This is a genomic window from Bradyrhizobium sp. AZCC 1719 (assembly GCF_036924525.1).
GTDB lineage: Bacteria > Pseudomonadota > Alphaproteobacteria > Rhizobiales > Xanthobacteraceae > Bradyrhizobium.
The window spans coordinates 6,479,421-6,505,163 of the sequence record NZ_JAZHRU010000001.1 but is presented as its reverse complement, the minus strand read 5'-3'; the positions used below and the strand labels follow the sequence as shown (position 1 = coordinate 6,505,163).

The following is a 25,743-nucleotide window of genomic DNA, read 5'->3' as shown; positions in this document are numbered from 1 at the left end:
CTTCGCAGGCAGACGCATATGGAACTCTTTGACAATCTGCTGATGGGGCTTTCGACGGCCCTTCAACTCAACAATTTGATTTTCTGCCTGATCGGCGTGGTCATCGGGACCGCGATCGGCGTGCTGCCCGGCATCGGTCCGATTCCAACGGTGGCGTTGCTGTTGCCCTTCACCTTCGGTCTGTCGCCTGCGAGCGCCATGATCATGCTGGCTGGCATCTTTTACGGCGCGCAATATGGCGGTTCGACCACCGCCATCCTGGTCAATGTGCCGGGCGAGACGTCGTCGGTCGTCACCTGTATCGACGGTCACGAGATGGCCAAGCAGGGCAGGGCCGGAACCGCGCTCGCCATTGCCGCGATTGCCTCGTTCTTTGCCGGCACGATGGCGACGATCGTGATCGCGGTACTCAGCGTGCCGTTGTCGGTGCTGGCGCTCAAATTCACCGCGGTTGAATATTTCAGTCTCCTCGTGCTCGGCCTGATTGCCGCGGTCGTGCTCGCGCATGGCTCGGTCGCCAAATCGCTGGCAATGGTGCTGCTGGGGCTGTTGCTCGGCCTCGTCGGGATCGATGTCTCCTCGGGCGTCGCGCGCATGACCTTCGGCATCGCCGCTCTATCGGATGGTCTTGATTTCGTGCCGATCGCGATGGGCCTGTTCGGGCTGGGTGAAATCATCGCCAATCTGGAGAGACCCGCCGAGCGCCGCGTCGTCAGCCAGTCGATCCGCAGCCTTATCCCGAGCTGGCAGGATTTGCGGGCGGCTTTTCCGGCCGTGGTGCGCGGCACGGCGCTGGGCTCTGTGCTGGGGGTGTTGCCCGGCGGCGGTGCCGCGCTTCCGCCGTTCTCCTCCTACGCGCTGGAGAAGAAGCTCGCCCGCGATCCCTCGCGCTTCGGCAAGGGCGCCATCGAGGGCGTTGCCGGTCCGGAGGCCGCCAACAATGCCGGCGCCCAGACCAGCTTCATTCCGCTGCTGACGCTCGGCATTCCCGCCAACGCCCTGATGGCGCTGATGATCGGCGCGCTGATGATGCAGGGCATCCAGCCCGGCCCGCAGATCATGACCGAGCAGCCCAAGCTGGTCTGGGGCGTCATCGCCAGCATGTGGGTCGGCAACCTGATGCTGCTGATCATCAACCTGCCGCTCGTTGGCCTGTGGGTCTCGATGCTGAAGATTCCCTACCGCCTGCTGTTTCCCGCCATCGTGCTGTTCTGCTGCATCGGCACTTACGGGATCGCCAACAGCCTGTTCAATGTCTGGCTGATGATGGGTTGCGCCTTGATCGGCTATTTCTTCATCAAGATCGGCGTCGAGCCCGCGCCGCTCCTGCTCGGCCTCGTGCTCGGTCCGCAATTGGAGGAAAACTTCCGGCGCGCGATGTTGATCGCGGACGGCGATTTCACCGTCTTTCTGTCGCGGCCGATCAGCGCGGTCATCCTCGCAGTCGTCGCCGCCTTGTTGCTGGCAATGCTTTCGCCGGCAATTCTGAGAACGCGGAAAGAGGCGCTGGCGGAATGAGCGGTGTGGGCGTCAGAGCGTTTTCCAGCGAAGTGGACACCGGTTCGCGTCAAGAAAACGCGTCAAAACAAGAATCTAGAGCCCGGTTCTGATTCAATCAGAACCGAAAGGGCTCTAGTCGCGCAATTGCCAGCGACCGATGACCCGAAAGTGCGAATTCGGATTGTCCTGACGGCACAGCGCGATGGCGTCGATCGCGAGCGGGCCGATGCCGGTTGTCGAAAACCTGCTGCGTAGCATTGCCACAACCGGCTCGCGCCGTTCGGCGGGAAGCCGTCCCGTCAGCGTCATGTGGAAGCGAAATTCTTCGAAGACGTAAGGGTAGCCCCAGCGGTCGAGATAGTCGCGCTGCCGTGGCGTCAGCGCCTCCGGACTTCGCCGCGCGCGATCTTCCGGGCTGAGGGGAGCGCGGAACGGATCGAATGCCCTGGTCGCCTGGGCGGCAAGCAGGTCGAGATCTGCCGACGGTTCGGCGGGAATGACCGCAATGAAACCGCTGATCGAATCGACGACCGGTTGGATCACGGGCACTGGCCGGGCCAGATCGGCGAATAATTCGCAGGCCGCAGCAAGCTGCGCCTCGGCCTTGCCGTCGGCCAGCGCCATCGGCGCCTTCAACGTGGCGTGAAAGCCGTATTTGCGCGGATCGCGCGTCAGCTCGCGCCAGTCCGATGGGAGTCCGTCCGGAAAGGGCAGGTCTTCGCCGCTCTGGGTGTCGTAGCCGAGCAGCGAGCCGCCGAACCGGTCGAGCGCGCCGCCGGGCGTGGCGGTATAATAGATTGCGTAACGGGGGTAATTTGCCATTGCGCCAGAATAGGGCCGCTTCACGCGGCTGCAACCGCCTTGCGTGGTGCTGTGGACGAATGGACGAGACGGTTCGCCTCCGTCAGATGTACGAGATGCCCCGCGGCAATGACTGCGACTACCCGCGGCCGCAGCGGCACCGTGTCATCGACGAGAAGGATGTCGGCACGCTGCCCCGCGGCGAGCGTGCCGCGATCGGCGAGGCCGGCGGCGCGCGCCGGTGCCGCTGAGATCAATTGCCATGCCGCGGCCAGCGGCAGAACGGCGTCGGTCGCAAGCCGGAATGCCGCCAATAGCGGCGCCGGATAATAATAGTCCGACGCAAGCACCGAACAGAGGCCCTTGGCGATCATGTCGGAGGCCCTGGTCCAGCCGGTATGGCTGCCGCCGCGCACCACATTGGGCGCGCCAAACACGATGAAGTCACCGGCCTCGGCAGCATCGCGTGCGGTTTCCTCGTTGACCGGAAATTCGGCGATTGCAACGCCCTGCGCACGAAAGGCCTGCCGCATCGCCGGGCTCTCGTCGTCATGCGAGAGCATCCGGACACCCGCCGCGCGCGCTGCCTGCGCCAGCCGGGCGATCGAAGCCGGCACGTCGTGGCCGCGGGAGACCACACGTTCCACCAGGCGATCGAACGCCTCATTGCTGAGGCCTGTGCGCTCGACCATTCGGCTGCGCTTTTGCGGCTTGGCGAGGCTGGCGACCGTCGAGTCCATATGGTCGTTGAAGGCGAACAGGTCGACGCGTCCTTCCGACAGCCAGTCGATGATTTCGCTTTCTGCGTCGAGATTGTAGGTCTCGTGACGCAAGTGGAAGCGAGTGTCGGCGGCGAGCTGCGGCCGCATCTGCTCGATCGCCTCCAGCAAGCGCCTGGCATTGTCGGCGCTGCGCAGGCCGGGCTCCCACGACCAGGTCGTGGCATGGTAGACGGTCGTGATCCCGTTGCTGATCGCCTGCCGGTCGCTGTCAACAAGCGCCACATCGATCGGGAAGTCGACCCCGGGGCGCGGCATCATCTGCCGCTCGAAGGCATCGCCATGCAGATCGACAATGCCCGGCAATACCAGGAGGCCATCGGCATTGACGCCGCCGATGCTGTGGTTGCTGTACGCACCTACGGCTGCGATCTCGCGGCCAGCGATCCGCAATGAGGTTTCGACGATTTCGTGGCCGAGCAGGGCCCGGCCACCTTCGATGAACAGTTCGGTCACGATGCGGCACTCTGGTTGAATGGACGGCGAGTAGCTGCTGCGGCGGCTTCGTACTTTTCGAGAAAGCCCTCTACATCGAGCTTGCGGAAATCGGGCAGGGCGTGGCGCAGCGTCTCATGGCCCCAATCCCACCACGCGAGTTCCGCAAGCCGCCCGGCAATGGATTCCGGAAAACGCCGCTTGATCGGCCGTGCCGGATTGCCTGCAACGTTCGTATAGGCGGGGACATCCTTGGTCACGATGGCGCCGGCCGCGACCACCGCGCCGGTGCCGATCGATCGGCCAGGCAGAATAACCGCGCCGTGGCCGATCCAGGCGTCATGGCCGATATGGACGTGATGCTTGCGGCGCCACGCAAAAAACTCGGCATCGTCGCTCTCGCCCGAAAAGTAGCTGGAGGCGCGGTAGGTGAAATGCGCCTGCGAGGCCCGGTGCATCGGATGATTGCCCGGGTTGATGCGCGTCATCGCCGCGATCGAACAGAATTTCCCGATCGTCGTATAGGTGATCTGCGAGTCGTTCACGACGTAGGAATAATCGGCCATCGTGACTTCGAGCAGAATGGTCCGGGCGCCGACCTCGGTGTAGGCGCCAAGCTGGCAGTCGCGCACTGACGCGGTGGGGTCGACCAATGGTTCAGTGGAAAGCATCTTGCCGGCCATCGGTAACGTCCATCAACAATCGGGGAAAGGGGCACCCGCTCGTCTTCGATGCGCTTGATGACAGGATCATGACGGACACATGACGCCAGCCGCTGCTGTGGACGAACGCCGCAGCGCAGCACTCGTGTCACACAACTGTAAGATCGAGCCGCTAGCGATGCTTCACGATCGGAATTCTGGAGCAGTGCATGCTGGTGGTAGAGGGTTTGACGTGCCGGTTTGGCACCAAGGCCGCGGTGGACAATGCGTCATTTTCGATCCAGCCCGGCAGCTTCGTCGGCGTGATCGGCCGCTCCGGCGCCGGCAAGTCGACGCTGCTGCGGATGATCAACCGCCTCGCCGAGCCTTCCGAGGGACGCATCCTGTTCGAAGGCGTCGACGTGACCGCGCTGCGCGGCAAGGATTTGCGGCAATGGCGCGCGCGCTCCGCGATGATCTTCCAGCAGTTCAATCTGGTCGGCCGGCTCGATGTCCTCACCAATGTACTGATGGGGCGACTGGCTGAAATTCCGTCCTGGCGCTCGCTGACCCAGCTTTGGCCCGAAGAAGACAGGGCGCTGGCAATGTCGGCACTGGAGCAGTTCGATATGGCGGCGATCGCCGCCCAGCGTGCCGACCAGCTTTCCGGCGGCCAGCAGCAGCGCGTGGCGATCGCGCGCGCACTGGTGCAGGAGCCCGACATCATTCTCGCCGATGAGCCGATCGCCTCGCTTGATCCCCGCAACACGCGGATCGTGATGGACGCGCTGCTGCGCATCAACAAGCATTTCGGCATCACCGTGATCTGCAACCTGCATTCGCTCGACCTGGCGCGGACCTATTGCGATCGCCTGATCGGCATGGCGGCCGGGCGGGTGGTGTTCGACGGCGCGCCGGAGACGTTGACCGACCGCATCGCGCGCGAGCTCTATGACCTCGAAGCCAATGACGTCATGGGCATCGAGCCTGCGCCGGCGCCCGATGGAGTAGCCGTTCCGGAACTCGGCACCGCTGCTGCGGCCTGAAGCTGGCATCCGTTTCGACCGTCGATCCATGTGACCTCGAACTCGTAATAGGACCAGCTCATGATGTTCAATCGTCGGTTTGTTCTCGCCGCTGCGCTGGCCGCAATAGCTTCCGTGGCTTCGGCGCAGGAATGGAAAGCGAAGTATCCCGAATTGGTGATGGCGTTGGTGCCGGCCGAGAACGCAACCGGGGTCCTGGCGCGCGTTGGACCTTTTGCTGAGTATCTAACGGATGAACTCGGCGTGAAAGTCACGTTGCGTGTCGCCAACGACTATACGGCGGTGATCGAGGGCCAGAAGACCCGGCAAATCCATATCGGCCAGTATGGGCCCGGCTCCTATGCGCGAGCCAACACCGTATCTGGCGGCAACGTTGTCCCGTTCGCGACCCTGCGCAGTTCGGGTGGCGTGATTGGATACTACTCCGTGATCTATGTGCGCGCCGACAGCCCATACAAATCCATCGATGATCTCAAAGGAAGGACGTTGGGGCTGGTCGATGTCGAATCGACTTCCGGTTCCAAAGCTCCGACTTTCTTTTTGGCCGACCAGGGCTTCCCAATCGAAAAGCATTTCAAGTTGGCTCAGCCAACCGGCAGCCACGAAAACGCTATCTTCGCGTTGGCGAACGGAACGGTCGACGCGGCGGCCAACTGGTGGAACGGCGAGGACGACTCGAATCTGGTCCGAATGCTCACCAAGGGCATGCTCAAGAAGCCCGACGGCACGCCGATGACGAAGGCCGATTTCCGCGTCATCTGGAAATCACCGCTGCTGCCGGGGTCACCCTTTGCGCTGCTTGCTGACATGCCCGAGGACCTCAAGTCCGCGATCATTCAGGCCTTCCTGGCTGCGCCCAAAAAGAACAAGGCTGCCTTCGACGCATTGACCGACGGCAAGGTTGAGAATTTTGCGCGCGTTTCGAAGGAAGACTACGTCGAGTCGGTCAAGATGAACCTGTGGCTTGATGAGCAACGCAAACGCAAACCTACAAACTGATCTTGTTCGGGTCGTCGTCTTTCAGCTTGCGGCCATTTCAGAAAATCAGAGGAGAGAGAAATGTTGAACCGACGTGCATTGCTGTTGTTGGCGTCCGGCCTGGCTATCGTTGCAACGCCCGCCTTCGCCCAGTCGTGGAAAGAGAAGTACCCCGAACTGGTGATGGCGCTGGTTCCCGCAGAAAACGCGACCGGGACGCTTGAACGTTACACGCCCTTCGCAAATTACCTTTCGAAGGAGTTGGGCGTGAAGGTTACGTTGCGCGTGGCAAGCGACTACACCGCGGTGATCGAGGGGCAGAAGAACAAGCAAATTCATATCGGCTTCTATGGGCCGGGCTCGTATGCGCGCGCAAATACCGTCTCGGGCGGCAAGGTCGTGCCGTTCGTGACGACAAAGAACAGCGATGGCTCGATCGGCTACTATTCGGTTATGTATGTCCGTGCTGACAGCAAGTACAAATCGATCGAGGATCTGAAAGGAACGACGCTGGGCTTCGTCGATGTCGAATCGACGTCCGGTTTCAAGGCGCCCAACTTCTTCCTGACGCAGCAGGGCTTCCCGATCGACAAGTATTTCAAGGTCGGGCAAACGACCGGAAGTCACGAAAACGCAGTGCTGGCACTCGCCGCCGGCACCGTGGATGCCGCCGTGAACTGGTGGAATTCGGAGGACGATTCGAACCTCACCCGTATGCTGAACAAGGGCATGGTGAAGAAAGCAGACGGATCGCCGATGACCAAGGCTGATTTCCGCATCGCATGGAAGTCGCCGCTCTTGCCCGGTTCACCGTTCGCATATCTTGCCGACATGCCGGAAGACTTGAAAAAGGCAATCGCCAAGGCGTTCGTCGAGGCGCCCCAGAAAGATAAGGATGCATTCGCAAAGCTTTCGGATGGCAAGGATTTGGGTTTCGTAGAGGTGACCGCCAAGGACTACGAAGAGTCGGTCAAGATGAACCTTTGGCTTGATGAGCAGCGCAAGAAAAAGGCTTCATAGCTCGAAACCATCGTATTCGTAGCGGATCGGAGGCGTTCGCCACCGATCCGCGAAAATCGTTTCATCCTCAGGGCGCATCGCCCGGAAGAGTTAGCTCGTTGAGCAGTCATCTTTATCGCATTTCGGAGCCACGAGCCGCGGTGCTCCTGCAGCAATATGCTGCGGCAACGGCTGCGAAGCGCCGCCGCTCCTGGCTCCTTGCAATTGCGGTCGCGCTCTGTGCGGCGCTTGCCGCCTGGGGTGGCGAGGTCAATCTGCACAAATTCGCGGAAGGGCTGCCAAGGTTTTGGAGCTACCTTTACGATATTCTGCCGAAGCTGCGGCCCGCCAATCTCACCACTGACCTCGCAGAGTGGTTCTGGAACTGGGACGGCTGGCTCGCGCTATTGGGCGAGACGCTTCTGGTCGCCTATGTCGGCACGTTCCTCGGTGCGGGAATCGGATTTTGTCTTTGCTTTTTCGCTAGCGCCAACCTCGTCAAGAGCGTGGTCGCACGGACGCTGGTGCGGCGCTCGCTTGAATTTTGTCGAACCGTTCCCGACATCGTGTTTGCGCTGCTGTTTGTGTATGCGCTGGGCCTCGGCCCGGTGCCAGGCGTCCTGGCGATTGCGATCCATACCGTCGGCGCACTAGGCAAGCAGTTTGCCGAGGTCGTCGAGAATATCGACATGAACCCGATCGACGGCGTCAAGGCGGGAGGCGCGAACTGGTTTGAACAGGTTCGCTTCGCGGTCCTGCCGCAGGTGTTGTCGAATTTCGTGAGCTATACGCTGTTGCGCTTCGAGATCAACGTGCGCGGGGCCTCTGTCATGGGGTTTGTCGGCGCCGGCGGTATTGGCAAGGAGTTGCTGAGCTCGATTCGACAATTCTACTATTCCGATGTCAGCGCGATCCTGTTGATGATCATTGTAACCGTTTTTGCAATCGATCTCTTGACCGAGCGTCTGCGCTTCCGTCTCATTGGCATGGAAGGGCGTGCGTGATGTCGAACCTTTCGAGCCTCACCGAGACCGATCGGACCCGCCTTGTCCAGACCTATCCGGAGATCTTCAGGCCATCGCTTCTGAAACGAATGCAGACCCTGTCAGTGGTTGCTGCGCTCGTCGGGCTGTTTATCTTCGGCATGATATGGCTCGGCTTCTCGTTCGAAAAGCTGGCGACCGGGATCGGCCGCCTTGGTGTGATCGTCGGCCTGATGTTTCCGCCGAACCCCGGTAGCCTGCTTCACCTCTATCTGAAGGGCCTGGCGGAAACGCTTGCCATCGCCTTTCTGGGAACCCTCCTGGCGGCGATTGTTGCCTATCCCGTGGCATTCGTTGCGGCCCGGAATGTCGTCGGCCAACGCATCATTCATTTTCTTTCACGTCGTGCGCTCGACACGATCCGCGGAGTCGACACGCTGATCTGGGCGCTCATCTTCATCAACGTGGTGGGGCTCGGTCCCTTTGCCGGGATCCTGGCGATCGCCATGTCTGATCTCGGAACCTTCGGCAAACTGTTCTCCGAGGCGATCGAAACGGCTGACACCAAACCCGTCGACGGTATAACCGCGGCCGGCGGGTCGAGCCTTCATAAAATACGATTTGGCATCGTCCCTCAGGTGCTTCCGGTGATCCTGAGCCAGGTGCTTTATTACTTCGAGTCAAATACGCGTTCCGCGACGGTGATCGGCATCGTTGGGGCAGGCGGGATTGGTCTTTATCTTTCCAACGAGATCAGCCAGCAGAACTGGGATCGCGTTGCTTTTCTGATCATCATGATCCTGATCACTGTGGCGATCATTGACGCCATTTCATCGCGTCTCCGCTTCGCGATCATCGGGCGACGCGCCGTCGGGTAACTCGTTAGCTGCTCTCTACCAGAAACTCGACACGCTCCGCGGCGAAGCGCGCGCGTTTGGTTACCAGCGGTTTGCCGTCGGTATCGACATCGGTACTGTCGACCACGAGAACGGGGCGCCCGAGCGCGAGATCGAGCCTTGCCGCGTCGGGGGCGTCCACAATCCCGGCGGTGACGCGGGTTGAGGCGCGGCGGTAATCGCGAACGCCGTAATGCGCCAGCAGTTTGGTCATTGAGCGTGCGTTGGCGAAGACCGCTCCGGCGCCCGGGAAGCGATCGGCGGAAAGCCAATTGGTGCTGACGCAGATCGGCGTGCGGTCAGCGAGCCGCACCGATTCGATCCGGATCAGGGGCGCACCGGTCTTCAGTCCAAGCTCACGGGCCAGTTCGCGCGTCGCGGGCTCTTCGGAGGCATCTATCAATTGGCCGCGCGGCTCGCGGCCGCCGGCGCCGACGATTTCGGAAAATCGCGTCCGCGAGCGCAAGGGATAGGCGAGGCGTTGCGCCTCGACATAGGTGCCGCTGCCGCGTTCGGCGCGCACCAGGCCGCGTTCGGCAAGCGCAGCCAGGGCACGCCGCACGGTGTGGCGGTTGACCCGATAGGTATCGGCGATCTCGATCTCGCCCGGCAGCTTTTCGCCCGCAGCAAAGCGGCCGTCGGCAATGCCGCGCTCAATACCGTCGGCAACCTGCCGCCACAAGGCGACGCCGGAACTCTCCTGCAGGCTCATGGCGTGGTGATACCAGAAATTATCCGTTTGTCACGAAACAGTCATGGCGTTCCGCTATCAAGTTGTCTATTATCATAGACAACTTGATTCAGGCAAGGTTGCTCATGGGATTGACCGGGCGGAACAGCAGAGAAGCGCAGCGCAAGGACGCGATGGCGGTGCTGGCGCATTCCGAGGCTGGCGACATTGCGGGCCATCTTGCGGCGATCGCGGTACCCGCGCACGAAAACCTGCGCGAGCCTGAGAATGGCCTCGTGATGGTGCGCGGCCGCATCGGCGGCGACGGTGCGCCGTTCAATCTCGGCGAGGCCACGGTGTCGCGCGCGGCGGTGCGTCTTGCGACCGGCGAGATCGGCTTCGGCTACGTGCTCGGCCGCGACAGGCAGAAGGCGCAGATGATCGCGCTATGCGATGCCATGGTGCAGTCGACGGAGCTTTCGGGTGAGGTCGAGACCAAGGTGATCGGGCCTTTGCGCGCCGCCATGATCGCCGATCGCAGCCGCAAGGCGGCAGAGGCTGCGGCGACGCGGGTCGAGTTCTACACCATGGTGCGCGGCGAGGGGTGATGCGATGACGACGGTTGCAGAATTGCCTGCAGGCTTTGCCGACAAGGTATTGTCGGCGCAGTCGACCTTCCGCTCCGTGATGGATGCGATGGCGCGTCCCGGCAGCGTGCAACGGGTCACGGCGGCTGTCGGCGCGCCGGCCGGGACGATGCGCGGCGCGGCGGCGATCGCGCTGACGTTGTTCGATCACGATACGCCGATCTGGCTCGATGCCGCGATGTCGGCCACGCCTGATGTGGCGAAGTGGCTCAAGTTCCATACCAGCGCGCCGGTGGTCGCGGATTCATCGATCGCCAGCTTCGCCCTGGTCGGCGACGCCAAGAACCTGCCGGCGCTCGATCGCTTCGCGTTCGGCAGCAACGAATATCCTGACAGGTCGACGACGCTGATCTTGCAGGCCGAGAGCCTGACGCAGGGACCCACCTTCGAGATGAGGGGGCCGGGCATCGACGGTACAGCGCTGCTGCAGGCGATGCTCCAGCCGCGCGACCTCTTTCAGCGGCTCACCATCAACGAAGCCCTGTTCCCGCGCGGCATCGATGTCGTGCTGGTCCATGACGACTTGATTGTCGCGATCCCCCGAACCACGCGGCTGGTCGCAAGCGGAGCGTAGCCCATGTATGTAGCCGTCAAAGGAGGCGAACGCGCCATTGAGAACGCCCATCGCCTGCTGGCGCACGAGCGGCGTGGCGACCGTGATGTGCCCGAACTCTCGCTGGAGCAAATTGCCGAGCAGCTCTCGCTCGGCGTCGACCGCGTCATGACCGAAGGCTCGCTCTACGACCGCGAGCTGGCGGCACTCGCCATCAAGCAGGCGCGCGGCGACCTGATCGAGGCGATCTTCCTGGTCCGTGCCTTCCGCGCCACGCTGCCTCGTTTTGGCGCGACCGAGCCGGTCAACACCGGCGAGATGCAGGTCCGCCGGCGTGTCTCCTCGACGTTCAAGGATATTCCGGGTGGCCAGATCCTGGGGCCGACTTTCGATTACACCCATCGCTTGCTGGACCCGCAGCTTGCGGACGGCTTTGTGCCGGAGCAGCCGGCGACGTCGGAAGCAACGCAGGCGGCAACGCCACGCGTCACCGACATTCTCGGTCGCGATGGCTTGATCGAACCTTCGCCGGCAGCGGATGCCGACGCGCCGGTCGGCGATCTCACGCGCGAGCCGCTGAGTTTTCCGGCCGACCGCGATCTGCGGCTGCAAAATCTTGCGCGTGCCGACGAGGGATTCCTGCTGGCGCTCGGCTATTCCTCACAGCGCGGCTATGGCCGCAATCATCCCTTTGCCGGCGAAATCCGCTTCGGCGAGGTGGAGGTGGAGTTCTTCGCCGAGGATGCGGGCTTTGCCGTCCCGCTCGGCTCAATTGAGCTGACCGAGTGCCAGATGGTCAACCAGTTCAAGGGATCGGCGACGGAAGCGCCGTGCTTTACGCGCGGCTATGGCCTTGCCTTCGGGCAAAGCGAGCGCAAGACCATGTCGATGGCGTTGGTCGATCGCAGCCTGCGCGCCCGCGAGCTGGGCGAGGAAGTGATCGCTCCGGCCCAGGACGAGGAATTCGTGATGTCGCACTCGGACAATGTTCAGGCGACCGGCTTCGTCGAGCATCTCAAGCTGCCGCACTACGTCGACTTTCAGTCTGAGCTCGGTCTGTTGCGCAAGCTGCGCAAGGAGTTCACCGAGGCCAATGAGGCGCCGGACATGCAGGAGGCCGCGGAATGAACGCGCCAGCTTACAATTTCGCCTATCTCGACGAACAAACAAAGCGGATGATCCGCCGCGCGATCCTGAAGGCGATCGCTATTCCCGGCTATCAGGTGCCGTTCGCCAGCCGCGAGATGCCAATGCCCTATGGCTGGGGCACCGGCGGCGTGCAGGTGACGGCGGCGATCCTCGGGCCCGACGACGTGCTGAAGGTGATCGACCAGGGTTCGGACGACACCACCAACGCGATCTCGATCCGGAAATTCTTCGGCAAGACCGCGGGCGTCGCAACGACGACCGCTACGTCGGATGCCACCGTCATTCAGACCCGGCACCGGATTCCCGAAGCACCGCTGCATGCCGGGCAGGTGCTGGTCTATCAGGTGCCGATCCCCGAGCCGCTGCGGTTCCTGGAGCCGCGCGAGACCGAGACGCGGCGCATGCATGCGCTAGGCGAATATGGCCTGATGCACGTCAAGCTGTACGAAGACATCGCGCGCTTCGGCCATATCGCGACCTCCTACGCCTATCCGGTGAAGGTGAATGCGCGCTATGTGATGGATCCGTCGCCGACGCCGAAATTCGACAATCCGAAGATGGACAATTGCCCAGCGCTGCAACTGTTCGGCGCAGGGCGCGAAAAGCGCATCTACGCGATCCCGCCTCACACGGACGTGGTATCGCTCGACTTCGAGGATCACCCGTTCGCGCGCTACCGGTTCGACGCGCCTTGCGCGCTGTGCGGCGCCGGCGATTCCTATCTCGACGAGATCGTCACCGACGATAAGGGCGGCCGGATGTTCGTCTGCTCGGATACCGATTATTGCGAGTCTCGCCAGTTGGCCGGCCATCGCGGCAGCGAGAGCGCGGCGCCGCACAAGGAGAGGGCGCATGGCTGAGCCGCAAGACCCCATGCAGGACGACCAGCCGCTGTTGGTCGCCGAACATGTCGGCAAGAATTACGGCCGGTTGACCGCCTGCCGCGACGTATCCTTTGCGCTCTATCCCGGCGAGGTGCTGGCTATCGTCGGCGAGTCCGGCTCGGGCAAGTCTACGCTGCTGCAACTATTGTCCGCGCAGCTCGCGCCGAGCGCCGGGCGGGTGTCATATCGGATGCGGGATGGCGTGTTGCGCGATCTCGCCAGCCTTGGGGAGGCCGAGCGCCGCTTCTTGTTCCGTACGGATTGGGGCTATGTGCACCAGGACGCCGCGCAGGGCCTGCGGATGGCGGTCTCCGCCGGCGCCAATGTCGGCGAAAGGCTGATGGCGGTGGGCTGGAATCATTACGGCCGCATCCGCGATACCGCCTCGTCCTGGCTGGAGCGCGTCGAGATCGATACAGCGCGTATCGACGACGCGCCGCGCACCTATTCCGGCGGCATGCGGCAGCGGTTGCAGATCGCGCGCAACCTGGTCACCGAACCGCGGCTGGTGTTCATGGACGAGCCGACCGGCGGGCTCGACGTGTCGGTGCAGGCGCGGCTACTCGATCTGATGCGCAATCTCGTCAGCGAGCTCGGCCTTGCCGCCATCGTCGTCACCCATGACCTCGCCGTGGCGCGGCTGTTGTCGCACCGCGTGATGGTGATGAAGGGTGGTCGCGTCATCGAAACCGGCCTGACCGACCAGGTGCTCGACGATCCCCGCGAGCCCTATACCCAATTGCTCGTTTCCTCGATTTTGCCGGCATGAGCACGCCAATGACTGCGATGATCGACATCACCAGCGCCGAAAAGACCTTTACCATGCATCTGCAGGGCGGCGTCGAGCTGCCCGTGGTGCGCGGCGTCTCGTTTCAGGTCGAGCCGGGTGAATGCGTGGTGCTGTCGGGCCCTTCCGGCGCCGGCAAATCCTCGATCCTGAAAATGATCTTTGGAAATTACCGCTGTGATGGCGGCCGGATCGGCATCCGGCATCAAGGCACGGTGATCGACCTTGCCACGGCCGAGCCGCGGCAGGTGCTTAGCGTGCGCCGCTCGACAATCGGCTATGTCAGCCAGTTCTTGCGGGCGGTGCCGCGGGTCGCTACCATCGATGTGGTGGCGGAGCCGCTGATTGCGAACGGAATTGCACGCGCGGAAGCCCGCGAGAAGGCGGGCGCGCTGCTGCGTCGCCTCAACATTCCCGAGCGCCTGTGGGCGCTGCCGCCATCGACGTTCTCCGGTGGCGAGCAGCAGCGCGTCAATATCGCGCGTGGCTTCATTTCCGAGCTGCCGATTCTGCTGCTGGACGAGCCGACCGCCTCGCTCGATGCGGCCAATCGCACCGTTGTCGTTGAGTTGATCGAACAGAAGAAGCGACAGCGCGTCGCGATGGTGGCGATCGTCCATGACGATGAAATTCGCCATCTGATCGCCGACCGCATCGTCGACGTGACATCGTTTGCCGCCGCGGCATGAAGGAAGATGTGAGATGACTTCGAAGCACGAAACCATCCTCGGCAACGCGCGCCTTGTACTGGCCGATCGCGTGATCGAGCACGGTTGGGTCGCTTTCGCAGATGGCCGTATTGCTGAATACGGCGAGGGCACTGCGCCGTCCGGCAGCGAGGATGCCGGCGGCGACCTGATCATGCCAGGCCTGATCGAGCTCCACACCGACCATCTCGAAATGCACTATGTGCCGCGCCCGAAGGTGTTCTGGGATCCAATCGCGGCGGTGGTTTCCTACGACGGACAGTTGGCAACCTCGGGCATCACCACGGTTCTGGATTCGCTCCGGGTCTGGCGCGAGGACGGCGCCGAGGAGGTTGACGGCAGGGCAGGCGTGCTGGCGGAGGCGATCACATCCGCGCGCGAGGCGAACCTGCTGCGTGCCGACCACTTCCTGCATCTGCGCTGCGAAATCCCGATGCCCAGCGTGGTCGAGGAGGCCAGGGAGCTGATCGATCGGCCAGACGTGCGGCTGATGTCGCTGATGGACCACACGCCGGGCCAACGCCAGTTTCGCGACGAGGTCAAGCTCCGCGACTATTACCGCGGCAAGGGCGGCGGCAAGACCGACGCCGAGCTCGATGCACTGTTCGAGAAGCGCTTTGCCTATCAGAAGGCCTATGCCGCGACCAATCTGCGCGAAATCGTGGCGCTTGCGCATCGATATGAAATCCCGCTCGCCAGCCACGACGACACGACCGAGGAAAATGTCGCCGATGCGATCCAGGATCGCGTTTCGGTCGCTGAGTTTCCGACCACAATGGAAGCCGCGCGCGGCCTGCATCAGGCCGGCATCGGCATCCTGATGGGCGCGCCGAACGTGGTCCGCGGCGGTTCGCATTCCGGCAACATCGCCGCCATCGATCTCGCCCGCGAGGGACTGTTGGACATCCTGTCGTCCGACTACATCCCTTCGAGTCTTTTGATGGCAGCCCTGCAATTGCCGCAGCATGTGCCGGCGATTGATCTGGCCTCCGCCGTCCGCACCGTCACCAAGACACCAGCCGAGGCCGTGGGCCTTGCGGACCGTGGCGAGATCGCAGCCGGCAAGCGGGCCGATGTCATCCGGGTGCATGTCGCCCGCAACATTCCGGTGGTGCGCAGCGTCTGGCGGGAAGGGCGGCGCGTGGCATGACCGAAATCTTGACAACCACAGCGCCAGGCCAGGCCGTCGCAATCGGGCCGGGCCGTTTGATCCTGGTGGTTGGCCCAAGCGGCGCCGGCAAAGACACGCTGCTCGGCCTCGCCAAGGCCACCTGCACCGATGACAGCAAAATTGTGTTTCCACGTCGCGTGATTACGCGCGAGGCGTCGGCGTCGGAAGAAAACGAACAGGTCAGCTCCAGAACGTTCCGGGAGGCGCTGGCGCGTGGCGAATACGCCATGCATTGGGAAGCCCACGGCCACTGCTATGCACTGTCGTGCGCGATCGACGACGAAATCCGCGCCGGGCGAACCATCGTTGCCAACGTATCGCGCACCGTGATCGGCGCGATGCGCCGCGCCTATGCCGACGTGGTGGTGGTCTCGATCACGGCCCCGCCAAACGTTTTGGCCGAGCGGCTGGCGATGCGGCGGCGGAGCAGCGACGGCAGGCTCGAAGCCCGCTTGGGTCGCACGGTGGAGGATGCGGCGGCCGCGCCCGACGTCACCATCGTCAATACCGGCAGCGCCGAATACCATGCCCGCCAGCTCGTCCGCGTCATCAAGGGCGAGAAATGGGACGATCGACGGGAGAGCTAAAGTGACTGTTATCGCTACCATCGAGCAGCTCGAGGCCATCTACGGCTTTCCCAACGATGCCTCGACGGTCAAAGTCGCCGACCGCGTCACGCCAGCCTATCGGGCGTTGATGGACAAATCGCCGTTCGCAGCGCTCGCGACCTGCGGACCCGAGGGGCTGGACTGCTCGCCGCGCGGCGACCTGCCGGGCTTCGTTCGCATCCGCGATGAGAAAACGCTGATGATGCCGGATCGCCGCGGCAACAACCGTTGCGATTCGCTGCGTAATATCGTGCGCGATCCGCGGGTGGCGCTCCTGTTTCTCATCCCCGGATCCGGCAGCACGCTGCGCATCAACGGTCGCGCCCACGTCTCCGCCGATCCGGAACTGCTCGCGTCGTTCAAGATGGAAGGCAAGGCGCCGCGCACCGTCATCGTCATGACAGTCGAGGAGGTTTACTTCCAGTGCGCGCGCGCCATCGTGCGTTCCGATCTCTGGAATCCCGACAAGCGCGTCGACCCGAGAAGCTTGCCGACGCCCGGCCAGATCCTTGCCGGAATGAGCGACAACGCCGTCGGTGGCGAGAAATACGATCGGGAATGGCCAGAGCGCGCGCGGCAGACGATGTGGTGATGCGCTGATCGTCGCCGCTGATCATCCTGCCGGAACATGCGGGCAGGTCATGGATCGCGGCTTGCTGCCGCGCTTGTCGATGGGCACGTTGCAATTGTCGATCCGTTGCTCGTCCATCCACTTTTTTCCCAGGCGCTCTTTTCCGGTCAGCGATGACCCGTCAGCGGGCAGGGCGGTTTCCGTATTCGGTGCGGTTTGGCCAGGCTGCCTTTCCTGCGCAAGCACCGCCGATGCAAAGCACAGCGCGAAAAGAAAACTGATCAACCCTCTGTGAATCGGTTCCATCGGATTGTCCTCACTAGTAACGCACGCGTCAGATTAAACGTGTCGATATTCGCGTAGCCACCCGGAACCTGCGGACAGCGGGTCGGTTGCCTCTCATCGTGTTGCGCGCGCTTCACAAGAAAAGGAAGGAGAGACAGATGAAAATGAAACGGCTCATTCTGGCTGGTTGCTCGATCCTGGTCTTGAGCACCGGCGCAGCACTTGCGGGTCCTTGCGAGACGGGACGCGCGGCCAACCTGAAGGATGCTGGCTCCGGACCGGCCAAGATGGGCGACAGCCAGACAACGGGTATGGCTGGCAGCACCGATCAACATCCGCCGACCGATAAGATGAATCGAGCGGCGGGAGACACTGCTGCATCTTCACAAGATACGCAGCGGCAGATGCAAGGCGAACCGACGGCGGCACAGCAGGCTGAAGGCGCCAAGGGCGACAAGGTCACAGAGGCAGACAAGGACTGCTGAAGCTACGTATCGATCCTGGTCGCCATACTGGTTCGGCAGACAAGCGCGGATGCACAATAGAAGGTCGTTCGAACTGTGATTGGACGAACCCTCGCGGTGCATGCGTCGATGCGGCGCCCTCATCCGCAGGTTTGTCCAAGAGGGAAGTAGGTTTGTCCAGGAGCGAACTTCTTCCTTCGGAGATGGTGCGCATAGTGCGACCTTCGACCTTCCGTACTTGCGCTCTGTTCACGGTGACCCTAGTTTTCGTCCGGGCACGAATGTCGTGCCAGCACTGCTTGGGAGACCCTGATGAGTTGGAAAACTCCGAAGATCGTGGAAGTGTCGGTGGGCATGGAAATCAACATGTACGCCTGCGCGGCGCGTAAATAGACGCGTCGAAGCGGTCTGCCCGGCTCCGGCAACAGCATGTTGCTGTGGGCCGGGCAGGCTGTTCAATTGCCACGAAGTCAGTCCTCCATTGCTTGCACCACGAGTGAGCCCGCGGATCCTGCCAAAGCCAGCGGGATCTTCGGTAGGCGGTCGATGGTGCCGATCCAGTCCAGTTTCTGCGCTGCTCCACCTGCATTCCGTGTCTTCCCATGGCTCGCGGATGGTCGCCGCATCATGCTAGGGTATGCCCGGCCGGCACCGCCGGGAATCACCCGTTCAACCCCATGACCCGCTGAATGCGAATGTCTATGCGTGCAAGGACCTTCCAGGCGGCGGTCGTGTCCTTTGCTGCGCTGCTGCCGGCTTGTGGCTATGCCGAGGGCATCGATACCGAGCATCTGTTCGGCTTTATGATCGGCACCAATGTCGGCAATGTCGGGGAACGGGAGTTTCAGAGCGAGACGACCGGGCGCTTCGGCAGGAACGGGGGTACTTATCGGGCGGTTGGCCAGGAGTTTGAACTGGAATTTGTGCCGGTCCGGAATTTTCGAATCGAGGTGGGAAGCACGTTTGCGTCGCATCTGATCAGTGGCGGGCCAGGCCTTGACGACCAGCGCCGGCTGTCATGGCAGGGCGGGTCGATCGATCTGCGCTACCGCTTTCTCGATCGGGAAACGGCACCATTCGGAGTTACGTTCGCGACGGAAGCGCACGCGCATCGTGTCGAGGAGACGACCGCTGAAGCGGTCCGGAGTTTCGGGACTGAATTCAGGCTGGCGTTCGATCGCGAGCTCGTACCGAATCGCGTCGTCGCCGCGTTCAACCTGATCTACGAACCAGAGTGGACACGATTGATCGGCAGTGGCGCGATGGAGCGGGAGTCCACCGCCGGCACGGCGCTTGGGGTCATGGCGCAGTTGTATCCCGGTTTCTTGCTAGGCGGAGAGGCGCGTTACCTGCGAAAATATGAGGGGATCAGTCTGGACAAACTCACAGGGCAAGCGTTGTTTGTCGGTCCGACCGCATATTTCCAGTTGTCGAAAAGCTCGCGGCTGACCGCAAGCTGGAGCTTGCAAGCGTGGGGGCGTCCGGCGGGCTCGACGGCCGGCCTTGATCTCGTCAATTTCGAACGTCACCAGGCGCGACTGGTATTTGGCGTCAACTTTTAGGGCTGGAGGCTGCCCGCGGCCCCGAGTTCCGACTTTTTCACGAGGTAGTGAAACGTCGGGCCGCCCATTGCCGTAACTCTTTGCGTTAATCTGTTCGGGAACAATGCAAGGGATATCAGATATGACCCCAATAGATTTGGTCGTGACCGTTTGTGCGGTTCTCTCGCCCACCACTTGCGAGGAAACCCATTTGGTCTTTTCTTCAAATGCTTCGTTGCAGCAATGTGCCATGAACGCGCAGCCCTACATCGCGCAGTGGGTTAGCGAACACCCGAAATGGACCGCGGTCAAATGGCGCTGCGAATATCCAGGCACCAATCGAAAGGCATCCGGCGACGCCGTGTGGTCGACAGGCTGAATGGTCGTCCAGCGGCGGCTATTTGTTACAGTCCTTTAGATCTTTGTCCGCGATCGAAAACACGGCGTCAGCCTTGATTTCGACGTCGCGAACGAAGCAGTGCCTTGAGCCGCGATAGCCGACCTTGGCATCATAACGCCCCGGCTCCACGCCTGTGATGCGCAGGCGTTCGTCGTGGTCGACTTCTTTGTCCTTGTCGTTCAGGGTGAGGTTGGGACCCCAATCGTTCTTGCCGGGCGGGGAAAGCTGAAACTCGGAAATGGTCGCCGTGGTAAGATTCCACAATCGGATGCCTTTTCCCTGCGCGGCCACCTCGTTGGCGCTCGTTGACAGCAGTGCCGCCAAAGCCAGTATCCATCGCATCGGTCATCCTTTCGTCGTGGGGCGCCTGGAGCCGTCATTGCCTGATCAGACGGTCTCGATTTTTGATTTTATCGAAGTTTCTTGCCCGATCGAGACCGATCGGGGCGATCAACCGGGCCGTATCGAGATCGGCACCGTCGAAATCGGTATCGACGACGGTGATGCCGGTCAGGTCGGCTCCGCCCAGTTGGGCATTCTTGAGAGAGGCGCCGGTGAGGTCGCCGCTCTTCAGCACCGCAAATTCGAGATCGACGCGAGACAGATCGGCGCCGCGCGCGTTCAGACGTTCCAGATTGGCCGATTTCAGCACCGCGCGCATCAAACCCATCGATTGGTTGCGCATGTCGGCACCGAGATTTGCGCCCGCGATCGAAGCGCCGACGAGGCTCGCACCGGTGAGATCGGCAGCGACGCGTGCTCCCGAAAGATCGGCGCCGTCGAGACGGGCGCGAGCCATCTGCGAAGCGAACAGATTTGCGTTCCTGAGGCTTGCGCCGGTCAGGTCGGCTTCGACTAGCCATGCCTGGTCGAGGATTGCCCCGTCGAGTCTGGCCCCGGCGAGCTTTGTCTTGTTGAGCCGGGCCGCGCGGAAAGTTGCGCCGGACAGGTTGAGTCCCGACAGGTCGAGGCCGGATAATCTCTTCCCGGTGAAATCGGCGGGCGCGGCGATGGTCGCTGCGGCGAGCGCGGCCTCGACCTCGCCGCGGGTCAATTCGGCCGAGACCATATCGGGCGACGACAGGTCAACATGACGCATCATGTCCTGGGCCGTTGCCGTCATCGCCACAAGAGCAAGACCGAGCGCTGCAGTTCCGATCGAGCGTTTCATCGTCAACCCCAACCGATCACGCATCCTAGCACCGGCCTAAGGTACTGCCTATGACCCATCCTGCTTGGTGGGACAGCCATCAATCCGCCGCATGATTTCCGATTTGATTGCCGCGATCTCGACCTCTCCGCGTGCGCTTCGCGGCGTGCGGATAGGCAGGTCCGCGAGAACCCGGGCCGGGCGCGGCGACAGCAGGATTACGCGATCGCCGAGACGAACCGCATCGTCTACGTCATGGGTGACCAGCAGCGTTATCACGGAGCGACCGTCCATCAACATGGCGATCTCATCGCGCAGGCGGCTCGCAAGGGCGGCATCTAGCGAGGCGAGCGGTTCGTCGAGAATGAGCAACTCCGGCTCGACGGCGAACGCGCGGGCAAGCGCAACGCGCCGCGCGAGGCCGAGCGATAACTCGCCGGGAAAATGGTTGCGATGTGCCTTCAGCTCCAGAATTTCGAAGAGTGCTGAGAGCTTTGGTTCATCGGCAAGAGGCGCGGCAAGTCGCACATTTTCCTCGACCGACCGCCACGGCAACAGCCGCGGCTCCTGGAATACGAAGCCGATCCGCGCGCCGGCGGGTCGCGAGACGCGCCCTTGAAAGTCGGGGTCGAGGCCGGCGAGGATCCGAAGCATCGTACTCTTGCCGCAGCCGGATGGGCCGACCAATACACCAACCTCTCCTGCATTAAGCGCAAAGGCGACGCCAGCGATCACGTCGTGCTGTTCGCCCGCCGCGCTCTTGAACGTCTTGCTGGCGATTTCGACCTCAAGCCGCACGGGGACGCCACCGGGATGACCGGGCCTCAAATGGCTGCACCAACAAGGTTTCAATGAGGAGCACGACCGCGGCGAAGCTCAGCGAGTAGGCAAGCAACAAAGGAATGTCGAATAGCTGGAACGCCACGCCAATCTCGAAACCAACACCGTTCGGACGTCCAAGCAATTCCGCAACAAGTACGATCTTCCAGACCAGGGAAAGTCCTGACCGTGCCGCGGCTGCGATGTAGGGCGACAGTTGCGGCAAAATGACGTGTCGAAACCTGCTCCAGCGGGGCAACGCGAACACCGTCGCCATTTCGTCGAGCGCCGCGTCGAGGGCACGCGTGCCCTCACGTAGCGTCACGACGGCGGTCGGGAGCTTGTTGATGGCGATTGCCGCAATTGCAGCGACTTCAGTCAATCCGGCCCAGATATAGGCGAGCACGATGACCACGAGCGCCGGCAGATTGAGCAGCAGGATCAGCCAGGGGTCGCCAAGCCGATCGGCAAGCCGTACCCGGCCCATCAGGTATCCGATGGCCGCGCCCAGCGCCATCGCCAGCGTGAAGGCGAGCGTAACGCGCGCCAATGTCGCGCCAAGATGAAAGAACAGGTTGCCCGACCTGGCTTCCGCGATCATGGCCGTGAGAACGGCGGGCGGAGGCGGCAGCTTCGCGTCACCGGCAAACAGCGAGGCGATCCACCAGATTGCGACGAACATGGCGAATGACAGCAGGCGTGCCACCTCAATCTCCCGGGATCGCGTGATAGAATGTTCCGGCATCCAGTTCAGGCGCTGGCCCGACAAGTTCGCGACCGCCGATTTCAGCCAGCACGCGGTAGAGAATGCGTGCGTCGGCTTCTTCGTCGGCGATCGGACGTCGCGGAATTCCCTCTCGATAGCGATCACGATAGGCGCGCAACGTTGCGGCGTCTGGAGCGCCTGTCAGTGGCGCAATTTTCTCCCACTCGGCATCCGAGGTCGACAGAATCTCCTTCGCCGCCCGGGTCATGGCGATGAAGCGGGCAATTTTATCTTGGTTTGCGTTCGCCCATGTTTCGTCGAAGACGTAGCCGAGCATCGCGGTGCGGCCTTTGGCGCCTAGTTTCGGCAGCAGGTCCTCGATGCCGGCGATGCGGCGGAAGCCCTTTGCTTCCAGTGCCGCACAGAAATTCCAGTAGTTCACGGTCGCATCCATTTCGCCGCTGAGCGTCTTGGCTGCCAGCAGCGGCGGCGCGCCGTAAGCGATTGTCGCGTCCGACTTCAGGTCGATGCCGCCCTGTTTCAACCATGCCAAAAGCAGCAGCCAGTTCTTGTCGATCGGCCCGCCCGCGACGGCAAGCTTGCGGCCCTTAAGATCGGCCAAGGTCTGGATCGGTGATGAGGCAGGGACCACCACGGCGCCGAGCGCGCTCGAATAGGGATAGAATGTCAGTTTGGCGCCAAGCCCGCGTTCGCGCGACACCCAAAGCCAGTCGGTGACCACAATGTCGGCATTCCCGGCACGAAGCGCAATCTTGCCCGCCTCGGGGCTCGCCAGCTCGAGAACCTGGACTGAAAGGTTGGCCTGCTTGTCGAGGCCGTGCGCGCGGATCACTGCAAGTTCCCAGGCGAATGTTCCGGTCTTCTGCACCGCAACGCGTAAAGCCTCGGCGCTGCAGCACGTGCCGAGCGAGACCAAGACAATCGTAGCAAGCAGCGTGCGAACAAAATGCGTCATGGTGCCGTGAGCCGTATCCTTGAACGTCTGCTTTTCAGCAGGCCAGTCATAGCATAGCTTCCACGGTTAACAGCGGGAGGAAGACTATGACGCTTGTCGGATGGGTACGACGTATTGTCGCCACGTTGACAGCGCTGATGACGATTGCGGTGGTCGCGCACGCCCAGGACATCAATGATTATCCGACGTCGGCGCGCGTCGAATATGTTTTCGGGTGCCTCAAGGCGAATGGCGAGACGCGGCAGGCGATCGAGCAATGTTCCTGTTCGGTCGACGTCGTGGCTTCACTCTTGCCCTACGAGCGCTATGTCACGGCCGAAACCGTGCTCAGCATGTCGCAGGTCCGGAGCGATCTGGGCGGCCCGTTCCGTACCTCCGAACAAGCGGCGAGCGCGCTCAACGATCTTAGGCGAGCGCAGGCCGAAGCGGAGGTGCGCTGCTTCTGAAGGCGGACCGCCGTTTCGAAAGCGCGTCCAGGGGCAGAGTAGCATCCGTGTCCCGGACGCGGTGCAGCGCGACAGCGCTGCTCCGCAGAGCCGGGACCTATTGCCGACATTGTACGCGCTGCTGACATGGGCCCCGGCTCTGCAGCGCATCACCATAGCGGGTCGAAGACGCGCGTAAACGCGCTTGTGGTGCTGCGCTGCGTCCGGGGCACGAGAGAAATGGCCGACGCCTGACAGTCGAATCAGGTCCCCGAATCATCCACCTTCCATTCGCGCTGGAAGACGTGCCCCTCGGTGTCCTTTGCCTCGGCGCGGAAACGTTTCGCGCCATTGGAGACGTAGGTGAACCTGATATTGGGGTCTTCTGAAATGGAAATGCCGCCTTCCATCGTCAACACCAGGCTGTCGTCCTGCCAGAGCCGGAGTTCATTGACGAAGAAAGCCGGGACATACAGGTGCGTGACCTGGTCCATCTGCAAGCCGGAATTGTTGGGATGGCCGATCATGATCTGGGCTTCGCGCGCGCCACTGGCCGGGCTTTCGCCGGCCTTCGCGAACTGCCGATAGCGCATCTGGCCCAGCCTGGCCTTGGCCTCGTCGGCGTTTTTGGCGGCAGGCGCCGAACAACCGCCGGAGGCCTTCACATAGGTTTTAGTCATGTAAAGTTTGCCGTCGCTGAGTTCGGCCACCGCATGGACATCGGTGTAATTGTTGACGCGGACGCGGGTGGCGATTTCCGAGACGTTGGCGTCCGGTCCAAGCTGGAACTTCGCCGCCATCGGCGCGGGATTTTGGTCGATGACCAGCGTAATGCTCAGCACCTGCCGGCTATCGCCGGGCGAGAGCTTCGTTCGCAAGGTGACCGGGACGATTGCGGCATCCTCGGCACGCGACGGCATTTCGATGCCGATCACGTCACTTCCGTCGTTCATCGGACGATTGTTGAAGATGTCCTGCACCAGGCCGGGCCAGAGGTCGCTTGTCTCTGCCGCGAGCGCCATCGGTGCGCCGCAGAGTAGCAAGCCAACGACGCCGAAGAGGCGGAACAGATATCCGGACATGGTCACGACCTTCACGCCGATGGAAGCAACGCGCGCAATATAGGGCAATGCGCGCGCTATTCCCATTCAATTTCCGAGAATGCTGCGGTTGCGTTGCGGGCGTTGAAGTCGTCGAACAATTCCCACCGGGATCGCTCGGAGCTTGCTGCAGTACCCGCCGCTGCCCCTATCGGTTCGCCGCGGGCGATGAGCCCGCGTATATCGGAGGCCAGCGTTTCGAGATAACGACGCTGGTCGGCGAGGGCGGCCGGCCATCCGCTCACGGGACCGTGACCGGGAACCACACGCTCCGCAGGCAAGGCGCCGAGCTCACCGATGACGGACAGCCAGCCGCGGATGCTGCCGTCCAGCACGGGCGTGTGGGCGAGAAACACGAGGTCGCCCGCGAACAGGGTGCCGGTCCTTTCATCTATCACCGTGAGATCGCAATCGCTGTGCGCGGCAGGCCACGCCCGCACGGCAAGAGTTCGTCCGCCGAGATCGAGCTGGAGCGTGCCGCTGACGAGCAGCGTCGGCGGCACGATGCGTATTTCGTCGATCAATTGATCGCCCATCGTGCGGCGAAATGCGTCGAGATAGAATTGACCGCGCGCCGCCAGCGCGCGCGGCAGGTTCGCGTGGCCGACAAACGTCGTTCCGTCCTGCACGAAAGCGCCGTTACCGAAGATGTGATCGGGGTGGCCGTGCGTATTGATGACGTAGCGTATCGGCTTGTCGGTCCGGGCGCGAATCGCCGCCAGCAATTGCCGTCCCTCGCGAAGGCTGCCGCCGGTATCGATCACCGCGACGGCATCCTGGCCAACGATGAACCCGACATTGGCGATCGCGCCCGCGTTCTCGCGCGTCATCTGCGCGGTTTGGCCGTTGTGTACGAATACGCCGTCCGCAATGGAGTTGACGGGCAGCTCCTGTTGCTGCGCGAAAGAAGCTGTGATCGTCGCGATCATCGCGAGCGCGGCAAGGATCCATGCGGGATGAGCCATAATTCGGCCTTCGTCTCTCCACGAAGCGCAGCCGGCAATTCAACGTTTCATTGCGGCTGCGTTTGCATCGCAGCACGGGCGGCGAGTTCGCCAGGATTATTCCTGTT

32 protein-coding genes are annotated in these 25,743 nt (G+C 62.4%); 20 read left to right on the top strand and 12 right to left on the bottom strand.

Features of this window, described 5'->3' with window-relative positions; all coding sequences use genetic code 11:
• Positions 1 to 18: 18 nt before the first annotated feature.
• Positions 19 to 1,518 (top strand): tripartite tricarboxylate transporter permease, encoded by a 1,500-nt coding sequence (locus V1292_RS30740; protein ID WP_334376290.1) that lies wholly within the window; start codon positions 19 to 21, stop codon positions 1,516 to 1,518.
• A 114-nt stretch (positions 1,519 to 1,632) separates the two neighbouring features.
• Here V1292_RS30740 and V1292_RS30735 read toward each other — a convergent pair whose 3' ends face one another.
• Genes V1292_RS30735 through V1292_RS30725 form a run of 3 tightly spaced genes read right to left on the bottom strand, consistent with a single transcriptional unit; the run spans position 1,633 to position 4,198 of the window.
• Positions 1,633 to 2,322 (bottom strand): DUF1045 domain-containing protein, encoded by a 690-nt coding sequence (locus tag V1292_RS30735; RefSeq protein WP_334376289.1) that lies wholly within the window; start codon positions 2,320 to 2,322, stop codon positions 1,633 to 1,635.
• 20 nt (positions 2,323 to 2,342) lie between these two features.
• A complete protein-coding gene (locus V1292_RS30730; protein WP_334376288.1) occupies positions 2,343 to 3,536 on the bottom strand; it encodes an alpha-D-ribose 1-methylphosphonate 5-triphosphate diphosphatase in 1,194 nt (397 codons plus the stop codon).
• Positions 3,533 to 4,198, bottom strand: a complete 666-nt coding sequence (locus V1292_RS30725; RefSeq protein WP_334376287.1) for a DapH/DapD/GlmU-related protein — start codon at positions 4,196 to 4,198, stop codon at positions 3,533 to 3,535. The genes V1292_RS30730 and V1292_RS30725 overlap by 4 nt, the downstream gene beginning before the upstream one ends.
• Before the next feature lie 188 nt (positions 4,199 to 4,386).
• Here V1292_RS30725 and phnC point away from each other — a divergent pair, with 188 nt between their 5' ends.
• The 5 genes from phnC to phnE (V1292_RS30700) all read left to right on the top strand — a co-directional run bounded on the left by phnC (position 4,387) and on the right by phnE (V1292_RS30700) (position 9,040).
• Positions 4,387 to 5,202, top strand: coding sequence for a phosphonate ABC transporter ATP-binding protein (phnC, locus tag V1292_RS30720; RefSeq protein WP_334376286.1), 816 nt, complete (start codon positions 4,387 to 4,389; stop codon positions 5,200 to 5,202).
• Positions 5,203 to 5,265: 63 nt separating this feature from the next.
• Positions 5,266 to 6,201: a phosphonate ABC transporter substrate-binding protein gene (gene phnD, locus V1292_RS30715; protein ID WP_442895638.1), complete on the top strand. Its 936-nt coding sequence runs from the start codon at positions 5,266 to 5,268 to the stop codon at positions 6,199 to 6,201.
• Positions 6,202 to 6,261: 60 nt separating this feature from the next.
• On the top strand, positions 6,262 to 7,200 hold the full coding sequence (phnD, locus tag V1292_RS30710; RefSeq protein WP_334376284.1) for a phosphonate ABC transporter substrate-binding protein: 939 nt from the start codon (positions 6,262 to 6,264) through the stop codon (positions 7,198 to 7,200).
• A gap of 98 nt (positions 7,201 to 7,298) precedes the next feature.
• Entirely contained in the window at positions 7,299 to 8,183 is an 885-nt protein-coding gene (gene phnE / locus V1292_RS30705) for a phosphonate ABC transporter, permease protein PhnE (protein WP_334376283.1), read from the top strand.
• A complete protein-coding gene (phnE, locus tag V1292_RS30700) occupies positions 8,183 to 9,040 on the top strand; it encodes a phosphonate ABC transporter, permease protein PhnE (RefSeq protein WP_442895577.1) in 858 nt (285 codons plus the stop codon). The genes phnE (V1292_RS30705) and phnE (V1292_RS30700) overlap by 1 nt, the downstream gene beginning before the upstream one ends.
• A 4-nt stretch (positions 9,041 to 9,044) precedes the next feature.
• Here phnE (V1292_RS30700) and phnF read toward each other — a convergent pair whose 3' ends face one another.
• Complete coding sequence (gene phnF, locus V1292_RS30695; RefSeq protein ID WP_334376281.1) at positions 9,045 to 9,770, bottom strand: phosphonate metabolism transcriptional regulator PhnF; 726 nt, start codon at positions 9,768 to 9,770, stop codon at positions 9,045 to 9,047.
• A 104-nt stretch (positions 9,771 to 9,874) separates the two neighbouring features.
• On the opposite strand from phnF, the gene phnG reads away from it, so the two are divergent.
• From phnG to V1292_RS30650, 9 genes are read left to right on the top strand one after another with little or no spacing between them, the layout of a single operon-like run.
• Positions 9,875 to 10,336 (top strand): phosphonate C-P lyase system protein PhnG, encoded by a 462-nt coding sequence (gene phnG / locus V1292_RS30690; protein WP_334376280.1) that lies wholly within the window; start codon positions 9,875 to 9,877, stop codon positions 10,334 to 10,336.
• A 4-nt stretch (positions 10,337 to 10,340) separates the two neighbouring features.
• Positions 10,341 to 10,949 (top strand): phosphonate C-P lyase system protein PhnH, encoded by a 609-nt coding sequence (phnH, locus tag V1292_RS30685; protein ID WP_334376279.1) that lies wholly within the window; start codon positions 10,341 to 10,343, stop codon positions 10,947 to 10,949.
• 3 nt (positions 10,950 to 10,952) lie between these two features.
• A complete protein-coding gene (locus V1292_RS30680) occupies positions 10,953 to 12,056 on the top strand; it encodes a carbon-phosphorus lyase complex subunit PhnI (RefSeq protein WP_334376278.1) in 1,104 nt (367 codons plus the stop codon).
• The gene (locus V1292_RS30675) at positions 12,053 to 12,937 is read left to right on the top strand and encodes an alpha-D-ribose 1-methylphosphonate 5-phosphate C-P-lyase PhnJ (protein ID WP_334376277.1); all 885 of its coding nucleotides are present in this window, start codon (positions 12,053 to 12,055) and stop codon (positions 12,935 to 12,937) included. The genes V1292_RS30680 and V1292_RS30675 overlap by 4 nt, the downstream gene beginning before the upstream one ends.
• Positions 12,930 to 13,730, top strand: a complete 801-nt coding sequence (gene phnK, locus V1292_RS30670; RefSeq protein ID WP_334376276.1) for a phosphonate C-P lyase system protein PhnK — start codon at positions 12,930 to 12,932, stop codon at positions 13,728 to 13,730. The genes V1292_RS30675 and phnK overlap by 8 nt, the downstream gene beginning before the upstream one ends.
• An 8-nt stretch (positions 13,731 to 13,738) precedes the next feature.
• Positions 13,739 to 14,437 carry a phosphonate C-P lyase system protein PhnL gene (phnL, locus tag V1292_RS30665; protein ID WP_334376275.1) on the top strand — a complete coding sequence of 233 codons (699 nt, stop codon included), beginning with the start codon at positions 13,739 to 13,741 and terminating at the stop codon, positions 14,435 to 14,437.
• 13 nt (positions 14,438 to 14,450) lie between these two features.
• Complete coding sequence (locus tag V1292_RS30660; RefSeq protein ID WP_334376274.1) at positions 14,451 to 15,605, top strand: alpha-D-ribose 1-methylphosphonate 5-triphosphate diphosphatase; 1,155 nt, start codon at positions 14,451 to 14,453, stop codon at positions 15,603 to 15,605.
• A complete protein-coding gene (gene phnN, locus V1292_RS30655; RefSeq protein ID WP_334376273.1) occupies positions 15,602 to 16,213 on the top strand; it encodes a phosphonate metabolism protein/1,5-bisphosphokinase (PRPP-forming) PhnN in 612 nt (203 codons plus the stop codon). The genes V1292_RS30660 and phnN overlap by 4 nt, the downstream gene beginning before the upstream one ends.
• 1 nt (position 16,214) lies before the next feature.
• Positions 16,215 to 16,826 carry a pyridoxamine 5'-phosphate oxidase family protein gene (locus V1292_RS30650; RefSeq protein WP_334376272.1) on the top strand — a complete coding sequence of 204 codons (612 nt, stop codon included), beginning with the start codon at positions 16,215 to 16,217 and terminating at the stop codon, positions 16,824 to 16,826.
• Positions 16,827 to 16,847: 21 nt separating this feature from the next.
• Here V1292_RS30650 and V1292_RS30645 read toward each other — a convergent pair whose 3' ends face one another.
• Complete coding sequence (locus tag V1292_RS30645) at positions 16,848 to 17,111, bottom strand: hypothetical protein (RefSeq protein ID WP_334376271.1); 264 nt, start codon at positions 17,109 to 17,111, stop codon at positions 16,848 to 16,850.
• A 137-nt stretch (positions 17,112 to 17,248) separates the two neighbouring features.
• Here V1292_RS30645 and V1292_RS30640 point away from each other — a divergent pair, with 137 nt between their 5' ends.
• The 4 genes from V1292_RS30640 (at position 17,249) to V1292_RS30625 (ending at position 19,474) form a co-directional block, all read left to right on the top strand.
• Positions 17,249 to 17,575, top strand: a complete 327-nt coding sequence (locus V1292_RS30640; protein WP_334376270.1) for a hypothetical protein — start codon at positions 17,249 to 17,251, stop codon at positions 17,573 to 17,575.
• Between the two features lie 291 nt (positions 17,576 to 17,866).
• Complete coding sequence (pqqA, locus tag V1292_RS30635; RefSeq protein ID WP_035728097.1) at positions 17,867 to 17,947, top strand: pyrroloquinoline quinone precursor peptide PqqA; 81 nt, start codon at positions 17,867 to 17,869, stop codon at positions 17,945 to 17,947.
• A gap of 410 nt (positions 17,948 to 18,357) precedes the next feature.
• Positions 18,358 to 19,116 (top strand): hypothetical protein, encoded by a 759-nt coding sequence (locus tag V1292_RS30630; RefSeq protein ID WP_334376269.1) that lies wholly within the window; start codon positions 18,358 to 18,360, stop codon positions 19,114 to 19,116.
• 121 nt (positions 19,117 to 19,237) lie between these two features.
• Positions 19,238 to 19,474, top strand: coding sequence for a hypothetical protein (locus V1292_RS30625; RefSeq protein WP_334376268.1), 237 nt, complete (start codon positions 19,238 to 19,240; stop codon positions 19,472 to 19,474).
• Between the two features lie 18 nt (positions 19,475 to 19,492).
• Here the strand turns inward: V1292_RS30625 and V1292_RS30620 are convergent, their stop codons facing one another.
• From V1292_RS30620 to V1292_RS30600, 5 genes are read right to left on the bottom strand one after another with little or no spacing between them, the layout of a single operon-like run.
• Positions 19,493 to 19,837: a hypothetical protein gene (locus V1292_RS30620; protein WP_334376267.1), complete on the bottom strand. Its 345-nt coding sequence runs from the start codon at positions 19,835 to 19,837 to the stop codon at positions 19,493 to 19,495.
• A 34-nt stretch (positions 19,838 to 19,871) separates the two neighbouring features.
• Entirely contained in the window at positions 19,872 to 20,666 is a 795-nt protein-coding gene (locus tag V1292_RS30615; RefSeq protein ID WP_334376266.1) for a pentapeptide repeat-containing protein, read from the bottom strand.
• 48 nt (positions 20,667 to 20,714) lie between these two features.
• The gene (locus V1292_RS30610; protein WP_334376265.1) at positions 20,715 to 21,443 is read right to left on the bottom strand and encodes an ABC transporter ATP-binding protein; all 729 of its coding nucleotides are present in this window, start codon (positions 21,441 to 21,443) and stop codon (positions 20,715 to 20,717) included.
• A complete protein-coding gene (locus V1292_RS30605) occupies positions 21,433 to 22,170 on the bottom strand; it encodes an ABC transporter permease (RefSeq protein WP_334376264.1) in 738 nt (245 codons plus the stop codon). The genes V1292_RS30610 and V1292_RS30605 overlap by 11 nt, the downstream gene beginning before the upstream one ends.
• A 1-nt stretch (position 22,171) precedes the next feature.
• On the bottom strand, positions 22,172 to 23,146 hold the full coding sequence (locus V1292_RS30600; protein WP_334376263.1) for an ABC transporter substrate-binding protein: 975 nt from the start codon (positions 23,144 to 23,146) through the stop codon (positions 22,172 to 22,174).
• A gap of 86 nt (positions 23,147 to 23,232) precedes the next feature.
• Between V1292_RS30600 and V1292_RS30595 the strand changes: the two genes are divergently transcribed.
• The gene (locus tag V1292_RS30595; protein WP_334376262.1) at positions 23,233 to 23,592 is read left to right on the top strand and encodes a hypothetical protein; all 360 of its coding nucleotides are present in this window, start codon (positions 23,233 to 23,235) and stop codon (positions 23,590 to 23,592) included.
• A gap of 242 nt (positions 23,593 to 23,834) precedes the next feature.
• On the opposite strand, the gene V1292_RS30590 is transcribed toward V1292_RS30595, so the two are convergent.
• Complete coding sequence (locus V1292_RS30590) at positions 23,835 to 24,653, bottom strand: quinoprotein dehydrogenase-associated SoxYZ-like carrier (RefSeq protein WP_334377215.1); 819 nt, start codon at positions 24,651 to 24,653, stop codon at positions 23,835 to 23,837.
• 56 nt (positions 24,654 to 24,709) lie between these two features.
• Entirely contained in the window at positions 24,710 to 25,636 is a 927-nt protein-coding gene (locus V1292_RS30585) for a quinoprotein relay system zinc metallohydrolase 2 (protein ID WP_334376261.1), read from the bottom strand.
• Between the last annotated feature and the right edge of the window lie 107 nt (positions 25,637 to 25,743).